Below are 19,558 nucleotides of genomic sequence, written 5' to 3' on the forward strand. Positions count from 1 at the left end.
AACGAAGCAAATTCAGCTTGTTCTACAGGAGATAGTAACGACGTGTGGTTTAGTTTTGTGGCAGATGGAAATACAATTGTAGTTGAGTATTTAAACATAACAGCTGCTATAGGAGATGGAGGTACTATTCAATCAACAGAACTTTTTGAAGGATCAGCTTGTGGCTCTTTAACAAGTGTAGATTGTAAAGATGGAAATTACGCTATATTTAGTGGATTAACAGATGGTAATACGTACTACATTCGTAATTACACAAGATTAGGTACAAACTATGCTCAAAACTATGACATATGTTTAAAAACACCACCAGTGGCACCTGTTAATGATGAGTGTGCTAATGCAACAACACTAACTGTTTCTACTGATGAAACATGTAATAATGGTTTGGTAGGAGAAACAACTGTTGGAGCAACACGTTCTACAGAGTCAACATGTGCTGATTCAGTATCTACAACTTACAGTGATGTATGGTATGTGTTTAACCCTGCTGTGTCTGGTGTTTATGAGTTTAGTTTTGATAAAACATCTGGAGCAGCTTCTAGATATTTTATTTACAAAGGTACTTGTGGAGCTTTAATTGAAGTTTCAACATCTTGTGGTACTACTTCAAATCAAATTGTGACTATGGATAGCTCTGAAACATTCTACATCATGGTTCAAAGTAGTCAAAGTGAACCAGGAGCTATTTTTGACTTATGTGTATGGCAGTTACCTGATCCTGTTTCAAATGATAGTTGTGAAACTCCAGGAACGTTAACTGAATCTCCAGATTCAAATGGAGCAAATGCAATTTCTGGAACTTTAGCAGACTCTTATCCATCAATAGAGCATTGTTCTAGTAATAATGTAGTTTGGTACAGTTTTACACCTAGCTTAACAGGGGTATATCATTTTGACTATACACGTGTATCAGGAACATCATATTTTTCAGTATTCAGCGGAGATTGTAGTGACTTACAGCAAGATGTAACAGGACTTACTAGTTGTTATTTATCAGGAGAAAGAACAGGAGAGCTTGTTGCAAATCAAACGTATTTAGTGGCTATTCATGCCTCTAGCAGTACTGCAGAATTTTCTTTAATGGCTTATCCAGATCCTTCATTAAGTGTAGAAACTTCAAACGATTTTAATTCGTTTAAGTATTATCCTAACCCAGTTGTGAATACTTTAATGATTGAATCTGCAAACACAATGTCTAAAATTAGCATTCGTAATCTTGTTGGTCAAGAAGTTGTAAGAGTAACTCCAAACAGCTTAAAAACACAAGTTAATATGAATGATTTAAATAACGGAGTTTACTTTGTTACAGTAAACATTGGTAACTCCCAAAAAACATTTAAGGTTATAAAAAAATAGTGTTTTCATAAAAAAAAACACTTGCTTGATTAATTGTTATGAAGCTTGAGAAATTTATTTCTCAAGCTTTTTTTATTTTAAAAAAGTATCGTTTTGGGCGTTATATAAGTTGCGTTGCATTAAAAGTATAGTAATCTTTGTATCTTTATTTTTTTCTATGTCTTTTTTGAATACTTTTTAAGCAAAAAGCAGAGAGGAATAACTATTCGAAACCTATATTTGTAAATTTAACAAGACCTAAAAGTATTTTGACCGTTATAAGGATAACATGTGCTAAAAACCTATTTAAAACTTCAAAATGGGTTATAATTTTTTGTGTTTGCTTCTTTTTTTCAAACACAAGTGGTTATGCGCGTCAAAATCATCTTGTTCAAAAGGCAAAAGAGCTTGTTTATTCAAACCCAGATGAAGCTATAAAAATCGGGGAGCATATATTAAAAACCAATGAAAAGAAAGAAACAAAAGCTGACATTAGTGTTATACTTGCTAGGTCATATTTTGTTAAAGGAAACTTTAATAGTGCAATAACAAATGCTTTTAATGCTGATTCTTACGTTGATAAACTAAACCATAAAACACAAATAGACATTTCTCTTTTAAAAGCTGAACTTTTCAGGCTTTTATATTTAGATAATCAATACCAAAAAGAGCTGTCAAATGCTGATAGTTTAATAAAAAAAATAGCCAATCCTAAAATTCATGATTCGCTTGCGTCTCATTTACTCTTGGAGCGCGTTTCTATGAATTTGGAACGAAGGGAAACGGATAAAGCCTTGTCTTTGCTTAATGAAGCCAATGAGCGCTATCAAAATTTTATAAACTCTCATCCTGTTTTAAGAGGGAAACTTTTCATAGCAAAAGAGAAAGCTTTAAGTAACCTTACTCAATATGATTCTGCTTTTGTTTACTTAAACAAAGCATTAACCTTAATAAGCTCTAACGAGTATAATAACTTATATGAAAAGGCACAAGTGTATAACCAATTAGGTTACTTGCATTTACAAAAAAAAGCCTTTAGTAACAGTGAAGAAACATTGTTTATAGCGCTTAAATATGCCGAAATATTAGATAATCCATTTCTTTTAGAGCAGATAAATAGAAACCTAGCTATAAACTATTTAGCCTCTAATCAAAAAATAAAACACAAAGTTTATAACGATGAGTTTTTAGTATTGAATAGCCGTGTAGAACTTGCAGAGCAAGAGTCTATAAACACAGTTTACAATATTATAAGCAATCAAAATGAGCAGAGTTTAAATCAAGAACAAAAGAAGTATTCTAATTTTACGTACATCGCTTTAGGAATGGCTTTTTTACTTGTTCTTATAGGTGTGTTTTTTGTAGTAAAAAGTCAATGGAAGAAAAAGCGACTAAAAGAAATCATTAAGTATTTAGAAATAAGCCGAAACAATTTTATAAAAACAAAACCATCAAAAAAAGTTGCTAAAAAAAGAATAGCAATTCCAGAGGAAACCGAGAAAAACCTATTAGCAAAGCTTAAACGTTTTGAGGCTTCAACTAAATTCTTAAACAAAGACATGTCTCTAGCTGTGTTATCTGGGCAGTTTGAAACAAACACAAAATATCTGTCTGAAATTATACACAGGCATTATAATGACAACTTTAATACATTTATAAACAAGCTACGTATCAATTATATCATTGAAAAACTAAAAAATGATTCTAATTACATGAATTATAAAATAAGTTTTTTAGCAGAAGAAAGTGGCTTTTCTTCACATAGTAGTTTTGCAACCGTATTTAAATCTATAATAGGAATGTCTCCAGCAACCTTTATAGATCTTTTAAAAACAGAACGAGAAAACAATAAAAATAAAAACCAGTAAATGACAGTAAAACAAGCATATTACGTTTTAGTTTGCGTACTCTTTTTTAGTGTACACAGTGTTTTTGCTGGAGATTTTCAAAAAAAACAAGTAGATAGTCTGCTTAAGGCCAATACAAATACCGTTTATGACAACCCAAATGCGTCAATAGAAATAGGATTGTCTGTTTATAATGATGACACTAACTCTATAAAAACTAAAGCCAAAGCGCTTATGCTAGTTTCTCTTGCTTACACATCAAAAAGAGACTATCAAAAAGCATTAGAGTATACCATAAAAGCAGAAGAATTATCAGGACAAATAAAAGACCCTATTTTAAATATAGAAATACTTTTTAGAACAGGTATTCTTTACCAGCAGTTGAAGATTTTTGATAAATCAATAAAGTTTCTTGACCAAGCTGAAGAACTGTGTTTGGCTTATCCTGAAAAAGACTCAATCGGTATTTTTTTAGGAAACACCTACATTGTAAAAGGCTTTATTTATAAAGATAACCTAAACTGTGATATTGCATTAGGCTTTTTTGCCAAAGGAATTTCAGAGTATGAAATGCTAAAAGGCACAAGACAAAGAACCAACATGAGTATTGCTTATTACAATAAAGGGAACTGTTATAGCATGTTGTCTCAATATGACAAAGCAAAAGAAAGCTTTCATAAGTCTATAGAGCTAGCAAAAATAGAAAATGCAAACAGTTTAATTTCGTTTGCACAAAAAGGACTGGCAGAAGTTTACACACTAGAAGGCAACTATGCTGAAGCAATAGAGCTGCTTCACATAGCTTTAATACAATCTAAAAATGTTGGAGACATCATTCTTAATTTAGGAATTTATAAAGGGCTTTTTGAAAACTACTTGGCGTTAAATCAATGGGACGAATATCAAAAATATTACAACCTTTATTTAAAAACGCAATTAGAAATTAAAGAATCTGAAAGAAGCTCTATAAGCGATTCTATTGATGAAAATTATAAGACTTATAGTGAAAAACACACCGAAACTAAAAACCACTATTACAACAATATAAAGCTGATTTTTATAGCTGGTTTTATAGTTATTTTAAGCATTATTTTCATTGAAATTAAAAATCAAAAACAAATAAAATCGCTTAAAAACGACATAGAAACCATTCAAAACCTCAAGAACACTTCCAAGTAGCTTTTTATTGCGAAAACAAATTTAATAATCTGTTTTTCAGTGTTTTAAATTTAATTTTAGCTTTCAAAATTCGGTAAATAGCAAAGACATACTGTATATATAAGGTTAATTTATCCTTAAATTTAGCTTAACAATACTAATATGTTAAATGTATCGAAATGAGAAAAAAACTACTCTTCTCTGTATTAAAAAGTGGAATTAATTTTTTTAAAAATAATTCTAATTTTAATGTCAAGTCTCAAAAAAGTAATACAATTTTAATTCTTGTCTTAGCTATAAGTTTGTTAGTAGCAAATAAAGCGCAAGCACAGTTTAGCGAAACTTTTGAAAGCGGGATTCCTAATACGTGGTCGTTAATAAATAATGGTGTAGGAACATCAGATTGGATGGCTACTACAGATGGTTATTTAGGAACAAATGCCGTATCTATAAATCCAAGTGCAGACAACATTGGAGACGGAAACATGGCACAATACTTTTTAGTGACGCCTCAAATTGCTATTCCTCAAAACGGAGAGATTCATTTCTATACAAAACAATCTAGCGAAGTAAATAATGGAGCACAATATCAAGTGCGTTTATCTACAGCAGCACAACCTGATATTAACGGGTTTAATGTAACACTTCAAACATATACCGAGGCAACGCTTAATGTCGGTTCTCAAACCAGTTACGAAAAAAAGGTTATTACCATACCGGAATCAATTCCAGCAGGATTTAATATTTATCTTGCTTTTGTTGCTGTTAATACTCAAAACGGTGTATCACCAACCGGTGACGAATGGTTTATAGATAACCTATCTGTTTTAGAAGGCTGTACAGAAATAGATGATAGTACAGTTTCTATTGATGATATTACAGTTGATAGTGCTGAAGTTACTTGGACACATCCTTCAGCTACAAACTTTGAAATACAAATTCTGCCAGAAGGCGGAACACCTGCAAGTAGTGGAATCCCTGTTACAGGAACTAGTTACACATTAATGAATCTTGATCCTGACACATCTTTTGACATTTATCTTTCTGCTATTTGCGATAATGACACACAAAGTGAATTTACAGGACCATACAATTTTAATACCTTAAAATATGGGTTAAGCTGTGAGTTTCCAATAGAGATCCCAGACATTTCATCAACGCCATATGTATTAGCAGAAAACTTAGCTGATTGGGTTAATGAAGAAGTTAGTTATTCAACGCAAGGATCAAACTGTATTTCAGGAACATCAACAGCAAATTATTTAAGAGGAGATAAAATATTTTTATCATACACACCAACCGAAGACGGTTTATTATCATTATCTCAAACAACATTTACAGGAGGAGATTCAACTAACAACTGTTACAATGGAAGAAGTTCCCTTTTTGTTTATGATAGCTGTGCCGAAGTTGGAGTAAATTGTCTTGCAGGAACAACAACGCGAAATGGGTTTGTGCCAAGCGAGATAAACAACTTCTTAGTTCAAGCAGGACAAACGTATATTGTTGTTGTATCTTCTGAATTATCTTCAGGTGCAGGTATATGTTTAGAGTTAGAAATTTCTAGCCCAACATGTGCGCCACCATCAGAAATGACTTTTAATAGCTTAACAGAAAACAGTGTTACTTTTTCTTGGGACAATATAGGTGGTTTTGCTGATTCTTGGGAGTATGCAGTTGTATCAGCAGGATCTGGAGAACCAGTAGGATCAGGTACATTAACAAATACAAATATTAACAACCTTATAAACTCTGGTTTAGCTCCAGGTGCAACTTATGACTTTTATGTAAGATCTGTTTGCGGTGGAACTCAAGGTGTATGGAGCGCTCCATCAACATTCACAACACAGTGTACGGTTTTTGATACGCCATATTTTACGGATTTTAATAATGCAACAAATGAAAATCCAGAACCTTGTTGGACAATTATAGACGCTAATAACGATGGAAACCAGTGGAGTTTTATTGGAGGATATCCAACTGTAAGAACAGATTTGTCAAGATATGAGAACCACGATTTGTATGTGTCTCCTCAAGTTAACTTTGAAGGCACACCAAAAAGATTGCGTTTTAAGCATAGAGCGACTCAAGGAGAATCAACCTATACAGTAAAACTATCAACAACAGGTGTTGGAGTAGATAATTTTACAACAATTGTCATTCCTGAAACCACAATCAATAACACGGCTTTTCAAGAAGTAATGGTAGATTTACCTGAAGTTACAGGAAATGTAAACATTGCTTGGATTGTAGAACCAAACAACACAGAAACAGCATTAAGAGTTTCTATTGATGATGTGGTTATAGAAGACAAACCAACATGTCCAGACCCAATAAACCCTTTTGTTTTGAATGTAACAGAAACATCTGCTTGGTTATTTTGGACAGTAGGCGAAGAAGAAACCCAATGGGAAGTGGCTATTCAAGACCTTGATTCGGGAGAGCCTACAGGTAGCGGAACTTTAGTGTCTTCAAATTTTCCTTATATGGCTACAGATTTAGAGCCTGGTACACAGTATGAGTTTTATGTAAGAGCATATTGTGCTGCAGATGATCAAAGTCAGTGGGTTGGTCCAGTAGCTTTTACCACCTTATGTACGTCTTATGATACGCCTTTCTTTGAGAGCTTTAATGATGATGATGACGATACTCAAAAATTTTGTTGGGATACAAGTAACGGCGGATGGACTATTTCAGAAACCAAAGCTGAAATAGGAGGAGGAACAAACGCATATTTAATATCTCCAGCTATCAACATTGATGGTGTAAAAGAATTAAAATTTAAGTACAGAGCAGAAATCTTATTTGTATTAGGAAACTTAATTCCTCCAAGACATGGTTTTGAGGTTTTAATGTCTACAACAAACAATAACCCTTCAAGTTTTACAACAGAAGTTGTTCCTTTTGAAGTGATTACAAATTCAGGATATATTGAAAAATCAGCAATTATTGAAGGTAATGGAACAATTTATATTGCTTTTAGAGTGCCACCAGAATTTTCAGGTCCATCTTCAAGATTAAATATTGATGATGTAAGTATTGATGAAGCGCCACCTTGCCCAATTCCTTCTTCTTTAAATGTTGATACAGTTACAGCAACAGGAGCTGAAATATCTTGGACCGCAGGTTACCAAGAAGATATGTGGAACATTGTAGTGCAACCAGAAGGAACAGGAGTTCCAACAGGAACTGGAATTTCAGTTGATACAAACAGCTATTCAGCGATAGGTCTAGAGGCAGATTCGGCATACGAAGTTTACCTTCAATCAAATTGTGCTAATGGAACCAGCGAGTGGTTTGGTCCTGTAAACTTTGCAACAATATGTACACCATACGTGGCTCCATTTGTTGAAACGTTTAATTCAGATTCTGCAACAAAAAGTTGTTGGATAGTTATTGATGACAATTATGATTTAGATACTTGGGAGTTAAATAACACAGCATATCCTTATGAAGGAGATCAAACAGCAGCAATGTTTACAGGTCATAATGGTAGAAACGAAGATTGGCTAATCTCTCCAACCATTACAATTACAGAAAATCAACGTTTACGTTATTATTATCGTGTAAATGATGGCTTCTTTACAGAAGATTTAGAAGTGCTATTATCTACAAACGGAACGGGAATAGATCAATTTACAACGGTGTTATATGATAACGATGACGATCCTGTTCTTATAAACAATGAAGAGTACAGAGTAAAAATTATAAATTTCCCTAGCGGAATTACGGGAGATATCAATATTGCTTTTCATGTACCGTTTTATGCAAGTACAAGTGCTTACAGAGGGCAAACATTAATTATAGATAACGTAAATATTGAGGATATTCCAGAATGTCCAGAGATTGTTAACATAACAACAGACAACCTAACAGATACAGAAGTACAATTAAGTTGGGAAGAAAACGGAACGGTTTCTCCTTGGGAGATTTCTGTACAGCCTGCTGGCACAAATGCTCCTGTTGGAGATACAGATCCTGCTTATTTGTATAATGCAACAACAAATCCGTTTACAATTACAGGCTTAACAGCATCAACAGCTTATGATATTTATGTGAGATCTGCTTGTGATAACGGTGATGGACCATGGACTGGACCTATTGAGGTAACAACCCTATGTAGTTTTGAAAACTTATGTCAATACACATTTGTATTAACAAGTAATACAGATGTTTCTGCAGAGCTACAATTGTCTCAAAACAACCAAGAGGTTAGTCAAGTTTTTCCTTTTGAAGGAGAAGATGCTCAAGAGTTTCCAGTACTTTTATGTAACGGTGTAGAGTTTTCTTTATACTTTGATACAGTTGGTACCTATGCGCCACAATATGCTGCATATTCTTTTGAAATTCGCGATTCTAGTGGAGCCACAATATATACAAGTCCTACCGGTTTAACACCTAGAACCAATGTTTATTCAGGGTATTCTTCTTGTGGTAACATTACATGTCCTACACCAACAGATCTATCAGTAAACGACATGTCTGTTTTTTCATGGTCGCCAGGAGATTCTGAAACAGAATGGGAGGTTGCTATTCAACCTGTAGATAATGGAACTATTCCTCAATCAGGAACAATTGTTTCAACAAACTCTTATACACCAACATTATCAGATTTTGTAGATCCATATGCTGTTACTTACGAATACTTTGTGAGAGCTGTTTGTGGTGCTGGAGATGAGAGTTATTGGGCTGGTCCATATGTGTTTGTTAGAAATGATGATATTTCTAATGCAATTACATTACCAATTAACGCAGGACAAACATGTAATGAATCTAGCATAAATGCATCTTTTATAAACACAACAGTTTCATCAGAAACTATGAGCTGTGATGGTTTAAACGCGGGAGATATTTGGTTTAATTTCACAGCAGAATCATCAGTACATATTTTTGAACTTAATGATTTCACAGGAAATTTCCGTGGAGAAGTAAATAGCGAACCTCCATATCCAGATATTACAATGACATTATATAAAGATAATGGAGCAGGAAACCTTCAAGAATTGACCTGTACTTATGATAATGTTCTTGTCGCAATGTACGCATCAAAACTTATTGAAGGAGATAACTACAAATTACGCTTAACACTCAATGGAACAGAAGCTAATATGCATAAATTTAGTGTTTGTGTAAAAACCCCAGAAGATGTTTGTGATTTTAATATGGCAATAAACGGTGGTTTTGAAATACCTGTTTTACAAGGATTAAGTGGTGTAAATACGATTATTTCTATTAGAACAATTCCAGGGTGGAGACAAAATTTAGAAAACTCTAATTCTGTATTTATTTGGGAAACATTAAATGCGCCAGGATTCTCTCCATATGAAGGAGGTCAAATGGCACAAGTTAGAGATGATGGAGATGCAATCGACCCTAATAATCCTAATATTAAAGGGCTTTACAGAGACTTTGATACTTCTGAAATAACATTATTAGAATATAGCTTTGCTCATACAGGAAGGTTTGATGGAAATGTTATGGAGCTCTTGGCTGGACCACCAGAAGGACCATTTACTACAGTAACAATGCATCTTGCTGATCAACAATGGCGTATTGTCTCTGGAGATTATCAGGTGCCAGAAGGTCAAGATGTTACAAGATTCTTTTTTAGAGCAAATGGACCTGATAACATAGGAAATTTACTTGACGACGTAAGGTTTACAGCAAACAATGAAATTATTACAGAGTCTTTTGAGGTTGATTGTACAAACCCAACAGCTAGTGTAGAAGCAAACGGAACAGGAACGTGGTTGCCTAGTGATGCAAATCCAGGAGATGTTACAATTGCAGATGCTAATAGTAACAATACTACAATAACAGGTTTTGTTGTGCCAGGAACGTATACGTTTACTTGGCAAACAAGTCATTGTTCTTATGATATTGAGTTAACATATAATGGTGTTTCTGATGTGCCTACTGTAGAAACACCAGTAGATTATTGCTTGAATGACACGGCTGAACCATTAACAGCTACACCAACAGGTACTTATAGTTTAGTTTGGTACACGCAAGCTACAGGAGGAACAGGAAGCACAACAGCGCCTACACCTAGCACGGCAACAGTAGGAAGTACATCTTACTATGTGGCTAATATGGATGAAAATGGATGCGAAAGCCCAAGAGTGGAAATTGAAGTAAATATTAATGATACAATTACACCAGAATTGTCTTTCAGTTATGAAACAGTTTGTATTGTAACTTCTGAAAACCCTATGCCAGAATTAACAGCAGGATTTGTTCAAGGAGGCGAATTTAGTTCTACAACACTAACTGTTGATGCGACTACAGGTGAAATTGACATTACATCTGCAACAGCAGGAATTCATGATATTCTTTACACCTATAATGGTGATACAGAAACTTGTACGCTTGCAGGAAACTATACGGCTTCAATTGAATTTACGGCATCAACAACTCCTGTAACAACATTTGATTATGGTACTGAACCATTCTGTCTATTAGCAGGAGATACCACAATGCCAAATTTAGCAGCAGGATTCACTATAGGAGGCGAATTTAGCTCTACAACCTTAACTGTTGATGCAACAACAGGAGAAGTAGATTTAACATCAGGAGTTGAAGGAATGCATGATATTGTTTATACATATGTAGCAGATGAAGCAAATTGTGTTGAGGAAAGTGTATTTACTGTGTCAATAGAAATTGTTGAAACTATAACACCCGTAACGGCGTTTACTTACAGTGAAGATCTTTATTGTACAGATAGCGAAAATGTAACGCCAAGTTTAGGAACTGATTTTACATCAGGAGGAACATTTACTGCAGAAACAGGATTGATTATCGATGCAACAACAGGTGAGATTAATCCATCAGCAAGTACTACAGGAAATTATACGATTACCTATAGTGTTTTAGAAGACTTAACAATATGCCAAGAAGCAAGTACAAGCACTTTTATGGTAACTGTTTTAGAGTCTACAAACCCAACAACAACGTTTGATTATGGTGTGGATTCTTTCTGCTTGTTAACTGGAGACACTGTACTGCCAAATCTTGATGCTGGATTTACTATAGGAGGAACATTTAGTTCTGCAACCCTAACTGTTGATGCAACAACAGGTGAAATTGACTTAGCATCTGGAGCGGCAGGAACACATGATATAACATATACTTATAGTGGCGATCCTGAAAACTGTATGGCAAGTGGTTCTTATACAACGTCTATTGTTATTGACGAATTAACAACAACAAACACCACCTTTACATATACAAATGATATGTATTGTGCTGATAGCGATAATATTTTCCCTGTGTTTGGAACAGACTTCACAACGGGAGGAACCTTTACAGCAGAGTCTGGATTAGTGATTGATGCTACTACTGGAGAAATAAACGTATCGGCAAGTACATTAGGAAACTATACGGTTACATATCAAATTAATGACAACATAGCAAACTGTATAGAAGGAAGTGTAAGCACATTTATGATTACTGTTTTAGATACTGTTGAAATTGCTGTAGAAGGAGCTTGCGAGGCTAGTGAGTATTGGTTAACAGCATCACCAGTTGGAAATTCTTTTGACCCTAATGAAGTAACTTATGTTTGGATGGATGCAAACGGTAATGAAGTAGGGCAAGATTCTGAAACATTTAATGTAACTGCTTATGCAGCTCAAAACCCAGGAACAACAATACCAGCTCAATTTACGGTAACTGTAATTTTTGGAGGCTGTTCTTCAACAACATCATTCACAACAGAAACATTATCATGTAATGATATCCCTAGAGGAATATCTCCTGATGGAAATGGTAAAAATGACTCGTTTGATTTGAGTGGTTTTGGAGTTGTTGATTTACAAGTGTTTAATAGATATGGTAAAAAGGTTTACAACTTTAAAGGAACTTACGTAAACCAATGGCACGGACAATCAAATAAAGGAGATGAACTACCGGATGGAACTTACTTCTACAACATTGCTAAAAAAGATGGAAGTACAGTAACAGGATGGGTTTACATTAATAGATCTCATTAATCATAAAAAAAAGAAACAACAGCTTGTCTCGAGTTAAGAAACAAGCTGTTTATAAAACATAAAGCAATATATAATACAAATGAAAAAATTATATTTTACAATAGCCTTTGCACTTATGATTTTAGTGAGTGTTAATGCACAGCAAGACCCACAGTATACGCAGTATATGTATAACATGAATGTGGTTAACCCTGCTTATGCTGGTTCAAAAGACAATTTAGCCGTTGGCTTATTATATAGATCACAATGGGTAAGTGTTAATGATGCACCAAAAACAGCTACGTTATCAATTCATAGTCCTACAGGAAAAAAAGTTGGTCTAGGTCTATCTGTAATATCAGACCAAATAGGACCTGTAGAGGAAAACAATGTATATGCTGATTTCTCTTATACATTAAATTTAGGAGGAGAGCACCGTTTGGCATTAGGACTTAAAGCTGGAGCAACAATTCAAAGTGTAGGCTTTTTTAGTGATATAGGAAACGGTTATGTAACAGACGCTAATGATGAAGCTTTTAGCGAAAACACAAACAATACAAACCTTAATATTGGTTCAGGTTTCTTTTATTATACTGATAAATATTATGTGTCTTTTTCTGTTCCAAACATGCTTAAAAACACATATTTAAATGTAACAAATAATGGCCAAGAGTATAAGTATGGTACAGATGTGCTACATTACTTTTTATCTGCCGGTTATGTGTTTAACTTGTCTGAAAACACCAAGTTTAAACCGTCTTTTTTAATGAAATCAGCATTTAATGCACCAACATCATTAGATGTTTCTGCCAATGTTTTGTTTTTTGATCGTTTTGAGCTTGGAGCAACATATCGTGTAGATGACTCTTTTGGTGGTATGGCAAATTTTGCAATTACGCCAGGGCTTCGAATAGGCTACGCATATGATTATGTCACATCTGAACTTAATACAAAAACATCAGGATCTCATGAGGTTATGTTGCTATTTGACCTAAACTTTCCAAAAAAAGTATCTATTTCACCAAGATTTTTCTAATACATAAAGCATAAAAAATGAAAAAAATATATAGTCTTTTAACTTTGTTTTTAGTGATAACAGCTGGTTATTCGCAAAGCAAACAATCAGAAAAAGCAGATAAATTATTTGAAACCTATCAATATGTAGATGCTATTGATGCATATTTACAATTGGTAGAGAGCAACAAGGCTGATGCTCATGTTTATAATAATTTAGCTGACAGCTATTACAACGTGTTTAATATGGTTGAAGCATCAAAATGGTATGCAAAAGCTGTTAACACAAAACAAGATGCTGAAACATATTATCGTTATGCTCAAACTTTAAAATCTCAAGGGAAATACGAAGAAGCAAATAAGCAAATGAGTGTATTTGCAAGTATGATGCCTAATGACCAGCGAGCAAAAGCTCATTTAGAAAATCCAAACTATATACCAAGCTTGGCTGATAAATCAAAGCTTTTTGATGTTGAAGAAACAGGAATTAATGATCCAGAACAGAGTGATTTTGGTAGTATATTATCTAACGACAATATTTTATATTTTGTGAGTTCAAGAAACGTTTCTAAAAAAGATGATAAATGGACAAACAAGCCTTACCTAGATATTTATAAATCTGTTAGAGACGCAAAAGGAACATTATCAGATCCAGAGCCAGTAAAAGCATTAAATACACCATACCACGATGGTCCTATTACGTTGAGTGCAGATGGAAACACCATCATTTTTGCTCGAGATGGACATAGTTCTAAAAGCTACAAAAGAATAAAAAATAAGAATGTAAAATTAGCTCAATTAGGACTATATACAGCAACTAGGGAAAATGGTGAATGGGTTAACATACAGCCGCTACCTTTTAATAGTAAGGAATATTCTGTAAGTCACCCTAGCTTAAGTACAGACGGCAAGACACTTTACTTTGCTTCAAATATGCCAGGTGGTTTAGGAGATACTGATATCTGGAAAGTATCTATCAATAATGGTAAATACGGAAAGCCTGAAAATCTTGGTCCTCGTGTAAATACAGCGGGTAAAGAAGGGTTTCCTTTTATAAGTGATAACACAACATTGTATTTTGCTTCAAGCGGTAAACAAGGATTCGGAGGGTTTGACATCTTTAAAATTAACCTAAATAAAGAAGAGGAGGAAGCTGTAAATATGGGAAAGCCTATTAATACTAAAAGTGATGATTTTTCTTTTAGTATTAATATGATAGAAAATGTAGGATATTTTTCTTCAAACAGATCAGGTGTTGACAACATATATATGGTTATACCAATATGTCAGTTAGAAGCAATAGTGATCGTTAAAGATGCTATTACAAAAGATGTTTTGGCTAGTGTAGCTATAACACTTCTTGATAATCAAGAAAATATTATTGTAACCCAAAACACAACAACACTAGGAACAACATCATTTGATATAGAATGTCAAACAGAATACATGTTTCGTGCCTCAAAAGACGGCTATCAATCTATGAGCTATGTATTTGATGCTTCAGAAGGAGGAACAAAAAACATAGAGATATTATTAGAGCCAATAAACGATTTAATTACAGATACAGAAGTGAAACTTAATAATATTTACTTTGAATTCAATAAAAGTAATATTACCGAAAGAGGCGCTAATGAGTTGAATAAGTTAGTTGAAATTATGAATACTTACCCAGAGATGAACATTTTAGTAAAATCTCATACAGATACAAAAGGAAATAAATCATATAATCAGAAATTATCTGAAAGACGCGCGCAATCAACGATGCAATATTTAATATCAAAAGGAATAAATAAGGAAAGACTTTCAGCAAAAGGTATGGGTAGTTCACAACCAAAAGTTGATTGTAAATCAAATTGTACAGATCAAGAGAACGCACAAAACAGGCGTTCAGAATTTTTAATCATTAAGTAACAGTTTAATTCGTTTTTGATTAAAAGTGACCAACTAAACTAGATTAATAGCTATAGTTTTTCCATGGCCAATCTGCTTAAAAGTAGGTTGGCTGATGGGTTTAAAAAAGTTTACCATGAAGAAGATGAAGTTTATTTTAGGATGTTTTTTTACAATATTATGTTTTCAAGCTTATGCTCAAGAATCTAATGATTGCGTAGGATCTATTACAGTATGTGGTAATGGTACTTTTATGTCAAACACAACAGGTTCTGGGAATGAATTTGAAATCAATAGTTGTGGCGGTTTTGAACACAACTCTTTATGGTTGCAAATAAATATTGTACAATCTGGAACGTTAGGTTTTGACTTAATCCCTAACGACCCAGATATTAATGTTGATTATGATTTTTGGGTTTATGGCCCTAATGTAGCATGTAATAATTTAGGAAACCCAATACGTTGTTCTACAACAAACCCTAATTTAGCAGGTTTAGCAAATAATCACACAGGTATTAACGGTAGCACAACATTAACGCAAACAGGTCCTGGAGATAACGGAAATGGTTATGTATATTGGCTTACAGTTACAGCAGGTGAATCTTACTACATAGCTGTTGATAGGCCTCATGGAGATGGAGGTTTTGAAATTCAATGGACAGGAACCGCTATGGATGGTGCAGGTGCTTTTCCTTCTCCACCAGACGCAACACCAATAGATGATGTTGTACAGTGTAGCGGAACACCTGATGTATCTATTTTTGATTTAAATGCCATAAAAAGTACGATAAATCCAGATTTAGTTAATAATAGTATTGAGTTTTATGGGAGTATAGCTGATGCAACAGATGAGGTAAACCCTCTTGGTGGTGGTTTTGGTATTTATGCTAATACACAAAACCCTGAACAGGTTTATGCTAGAGTTACTTCAGGATCAAACGACTGTTACTCTTTAATAGATTTTAATTTAGTTGTATCTCCAATTCCAGATGCTACTGTGACAAGTTCTGATACTGTAGTTTGTGAAGGTGATTCTGTAAATTTCACAATAACAGGAACTCCAAATGCCACAATAAACTACAATTTTAATAATGGAGCAACCGAACAAGTTCTTCTAGACGTTAATGGAGAAGCAGTTGTGTCTGAAGTGTTAACTGTTGATACCGATATAAATCTTACTGAAGCCGAAGTAATTAATGGTTCTGGTCAAGTGGTTTGTTCTCAAATATTAATAGATAGTGCTAGTGTAACAGTCAACCCATCAGTAACGCCAGTATTTACACAAGTAGCTGATATTTGTGATGGTGAGGCTTTACCGCCGTTACCAACCACATCAGACAATGGTGTTACCGGAACATGGAGCCCAGCAATAGATAACACAACAACGACGACTTACACATTTACCCCAGATGCGGGTCAATGTGCTTTAACAGAAACTATGACCATCACAGTCAATCCATCGGTTACACCAACATTTACACAAGTAGCCGATGTCTGTGATGGCGACGCTTTACCACCATTACCAACCACATCAGACAATGGTGTTACCGGAACATGGAGCCCAGCAATAGATAACACAGCGACGACAACCTATACGTTTACTCCAGATGCGGGTCAATGTGCCGTAACAGAGACGATGACCATCACAGTTAACCCATCAGTTACGCCAGTATTTACACAAGTAGCCGATATTTGTGAAGGGGATGCTTTGCCGCCATTACCAACCACATCAGACAATGGTGTTACCGGAACATGGAGCCCAGCAATAGATAACACAGCGACTACAACCTACACGTTTACTCCAGATGTAGGTCAATGTGCCGTAACAGAGACTATGACCATCACAGTCAATCCATCAGTAACGCCAGTATTTACGCAAGTAGCCGATATTTGTGAAGGCGATGCTTTACCACCATTACCAACCACATCAGACAATGGTGTTACCGGAACATGGAGCCCAGCAATAGACAACACAACCACGACGACTTATACATTTACTCCAGATGCGGGTCAATGTGCTGTAGCAGAAACGATGACTATTACAGTCAATCCATCGGTTATGCCAGTATTTACACAAGTAGCTGATATTTGTGAAGGTAATGCTTTGCCGGCATTACCAACCACATCGGATAATGGTGTTACCGGAACATGGAGCCCAGCAATAGACAATACAACCACGACGACTTATACATTTACTCCAGATGCGGGTCAATGTGCTGTAGCAGAAACGATGACTATTATAGTCAATCCATCAGTAACTCCAGTATTTACACAAGTAGGCGATATTTGTGAAGGCGATGCTTTGCCGCCATTACCAACCACATCAGACAATGGTGTTACCGGAACATGGAGCCCAGCAATAGATAACACAGCGACTACAACCTATACGTTTACACCTGATGCTGGTCAATGTGCTGTAGCAGAAACGATGACTATTATAGTCAATCCATCAGTAACGCCAGTATTTACGCAAGTAGCCGATATTTGTGAAGGCGATGCATTAGCACCATTACCAACCACATCAAATAATGGTGTTACCGGAACATGGAGTCCTGCAATGAATAATTCAACAACAACAACCTATACGTTTACACCTGACGCTGGGCAATGTGGAGCAATGGTTACCATGAGTATTACCGTGCACGAACTGCCAAGTATTAGTTTAGATACATTATCTGTTTGTGGTTCTTCTAATACTGGGTATGATTTATTTGATTTAACTTCTGAAATACCTTCAATATTAGGAGCTGGTCAAAGTCAAGCTGACTTTACAGTTGATTTTTATGAGGATTCTGCAATGACATCACAAATAATAACAAATCCGTATCCTAATACAGCAGCTTATAATCAAACTATATTTGTATACATAACAAATATAAATTCTGGTTGTTCAGAGTTATTTCCTTTTGAGCTTAACGTTTTTGAAGCGGCTAATGCAACGCAGCCTGATCCTGTAATTATATGTGACTCAGATGGCGTAAATGACGGTGTTAGTACGTATGATTTATCTGTACTTGATGCAGAAGTTTTAAATGGACTAAACCCTAATGATTTTAGTGTTAACTATTATTTTTCAGCACAAGATGCTATAGATAATAATGACGCTATTTTAGACCTTGCTAATTTTCAGAATACAGTGCCTAATAATCAAACCATTCACATTAGAGTTTCTAACAATGCTATTCCAACAGAATGTTACGGACTTACTTCAGTAGAAATTTCTGTAAACCCAATATTAAATCCAGAGATTTATTCTTTAGACGGGAGCAATACACTTTGTGTTGATTATGAAAGTAATGTTTTGCAAAACGAAGTAACATTAGTGAGTGATATACAAGGTGCTAATTATACATACACCTGGTATTTAAACGGAGTTGAGATTGCTGGAGCAAACCAAGGAACTTATGTGGTTAATACGGTTTCTCCGGGTCTATATACTGTTTTAATTACAGAAACATTGCCTACAGCAAACTGTCCATCAAGTATTAGTGAGCCTTTTGAGGTTATACAATCTGGACAAGCAGTATTGGTTAATGTATCTCAAACAGGAACTTTTGATCCTAATCCATCAGTTACTGTAACTGTTGAGGGTTATGGAGTGTACTGGTTTCAAATGGATAATGGTCCAATTTTAGATAATAATGGTGTTTTTACAAATGTTAGCGGAGGTTTGCATACGGTTTATGTATATGATAGAAAAACAGAAAACCCTTCTTGTGGGTTTATAACTATTGAGGACATAAGAATTATAGACTACCCGAAAATTATAACGCCTAATCATGATGGAGATAATGACACATGGAATGTATATGCGTTCAGAAACCAACCTAATGCCACAATAAATATTTATGACCGTTATGGTAAGGTGTTGGCAAACATAAAGCCTTCTGGACCAGGATGGGATGGTACTTATAAAGGTTCTAATTTACCGTCTTCAGATTACTGGTTTGTATTGAGTTATGAAGAGGATGGACAGCCTAAACAGTTTAGATCTCATTTCTCTTTAAAACGTTAATTTTTATATGTTTTTAAACTCTTTTAAGTATAGATGTTTTAAAAGAAAAACAGGTATCTACTTACGTATCTGAAAGATGCAAATGTTCTCATAACAATTATTTAAAGCAGAAATGTTTTATTTGTTTTAAAAAAACATATATTTGGGCTTTATAAAAGCAAACGAAAAATCGCACATTTGTGTTTTTTATCGATGTTTTTAGCGTTTTAAAGATATTTTATATCTTTTTTATTTTGCAAAATCATGTTTTTTTATACATTTACTAACAGATGATTATACAAAACAAAAAAATACTTGCCTCAATCTTATTTGTTTTAATAAGTTTT

7 protein-coding genes are annotated in these 19,558 nt (G+C 34.5%); all 7 read left to right on the top strand.

Annotation, left to right across the window (positions count from 1 at the left end):
* The coding region (locus ACN0QX_RS13315) for a T9SS type A sorting domain-containing protein (protein WP_417197631.1) at positions 1-1,356 on the top strand (1,356 nt) is incomplete at its 5' end.
* A 248-nt stretch (positions 1,357-1,604) separates the two neighbouring features.
* On the top strand, positions 1,605-3,203 hold the full coding sequence (locus ACN0QX_RS13320) for a helix-turn-helix domain-containing protein (protein WP_417197633.1): 1,599 nt from the start codon (positions 1,605-1,607) through the stop codon (positions 3,201-3,203).
* Positions 3,204-4,361, top strand: coding sequence for a tetratricopeptide repeat protein (locus ACN0QX_RS13325; protein WP_417197635.1), 1,158 nt, complete (start codon positions 3,204-3,206; stop codon positions 4,359-4,361).
* 158 nt (positions 4,362-4,519) lie between these two features.
* Positions 4,520-12,334, top strand: coding sequence for a choice-of-anchor J domain-containing protein (locus ACN0QX_RS13330; RefSeq protein ID WP_417197637.1), 7,815 nt, complete (start codon positions 4,520-4,522; stop codon positions 12,332-12,334).
* 79 nt (positions 12,335-12,413) lie between these two features.
* A complete protein-coding gene (locus ACN0QX_RS13335) occupies positions 12,414-13,349 on the top strand; it encodes a type IX secretion system membrane protein PorP/SprF (protein WP_417197639.1) in 936 nt (311 codons plus the stop codon).
* 17 nt (positions 13,350-13,366) lie between these two features.
* Complete coding sequence (locus tag ACN0QX_RS13340) at positions 13,367-15,238, top strand: OmpA family protein (RefSeq protein ID WP_417197641.1); 1,872 nt, start codon at positions 13,367-13,369, stop codon at positions 15,236-15,238.
* A 115-nt stretch (positions 15,239-15,353) separates the two neighbouring features.
* Entirely contained in the window at positions 15,354-19,232 is a 3,879-nt protein-coding gene (locus tag ACN0QX_RS13345) for a T9SS type B sorting domain-containing protein (protein ID WP_417197643.1), read from the top strand.
* Positions 19,233-19,558: the final 326 nt, after the last annotated feature.

Origin of the sequence: Bizionia sp., assembly GCF_048259285.1 — a bacterium.
GTDB classification, from domain to species: Bacteria; Bacteroidota; Bacteroidia; order Flavobacteriales; family Flavobacteriaceae; genus Algorimicrobium; species Algorimicrobium hallyeonense.

Bases quoted from the DNA above. Each gene is read 5' to 3' on its own strand.
- ACN0QX_RS13345 (WP_417197643.1), top strand. From the start codon at position 15,354: ATGAAGAAGATGAAGTTTATTTTAGGATGTTTTTTTACAATATTATGT.
- ACN0QX_RS13335 (WP_417197639.1), top strand. From the start codon at position 12,414: ATGAAAAAATTATATTTTACAATAGCCTTTGCACTTATGATTTTAGTG.
- ACN0QX_RS13325 (WP_417197635.1), top strand. From the start codon at position 3,204: ATGACAGTAAAACAAGCATATTACGTTTTAGTTTGCGTACTCTTTTTT.
- ACN0QX_RS13330 (WP_417197637.1), top strand. From the start codon at position 4,520: ATGAGAAAAAAACTACTCTTCTCTGTATTAAAAAGTGGAATTAATTTT.
- ACN0QX_RS13340 (WP_417197641.1), top strand. From the start codon at position 13,367: ATGAAAAAAATATATAGTCTTTTAACTTTGTTTTTAGTGATAACAGCT.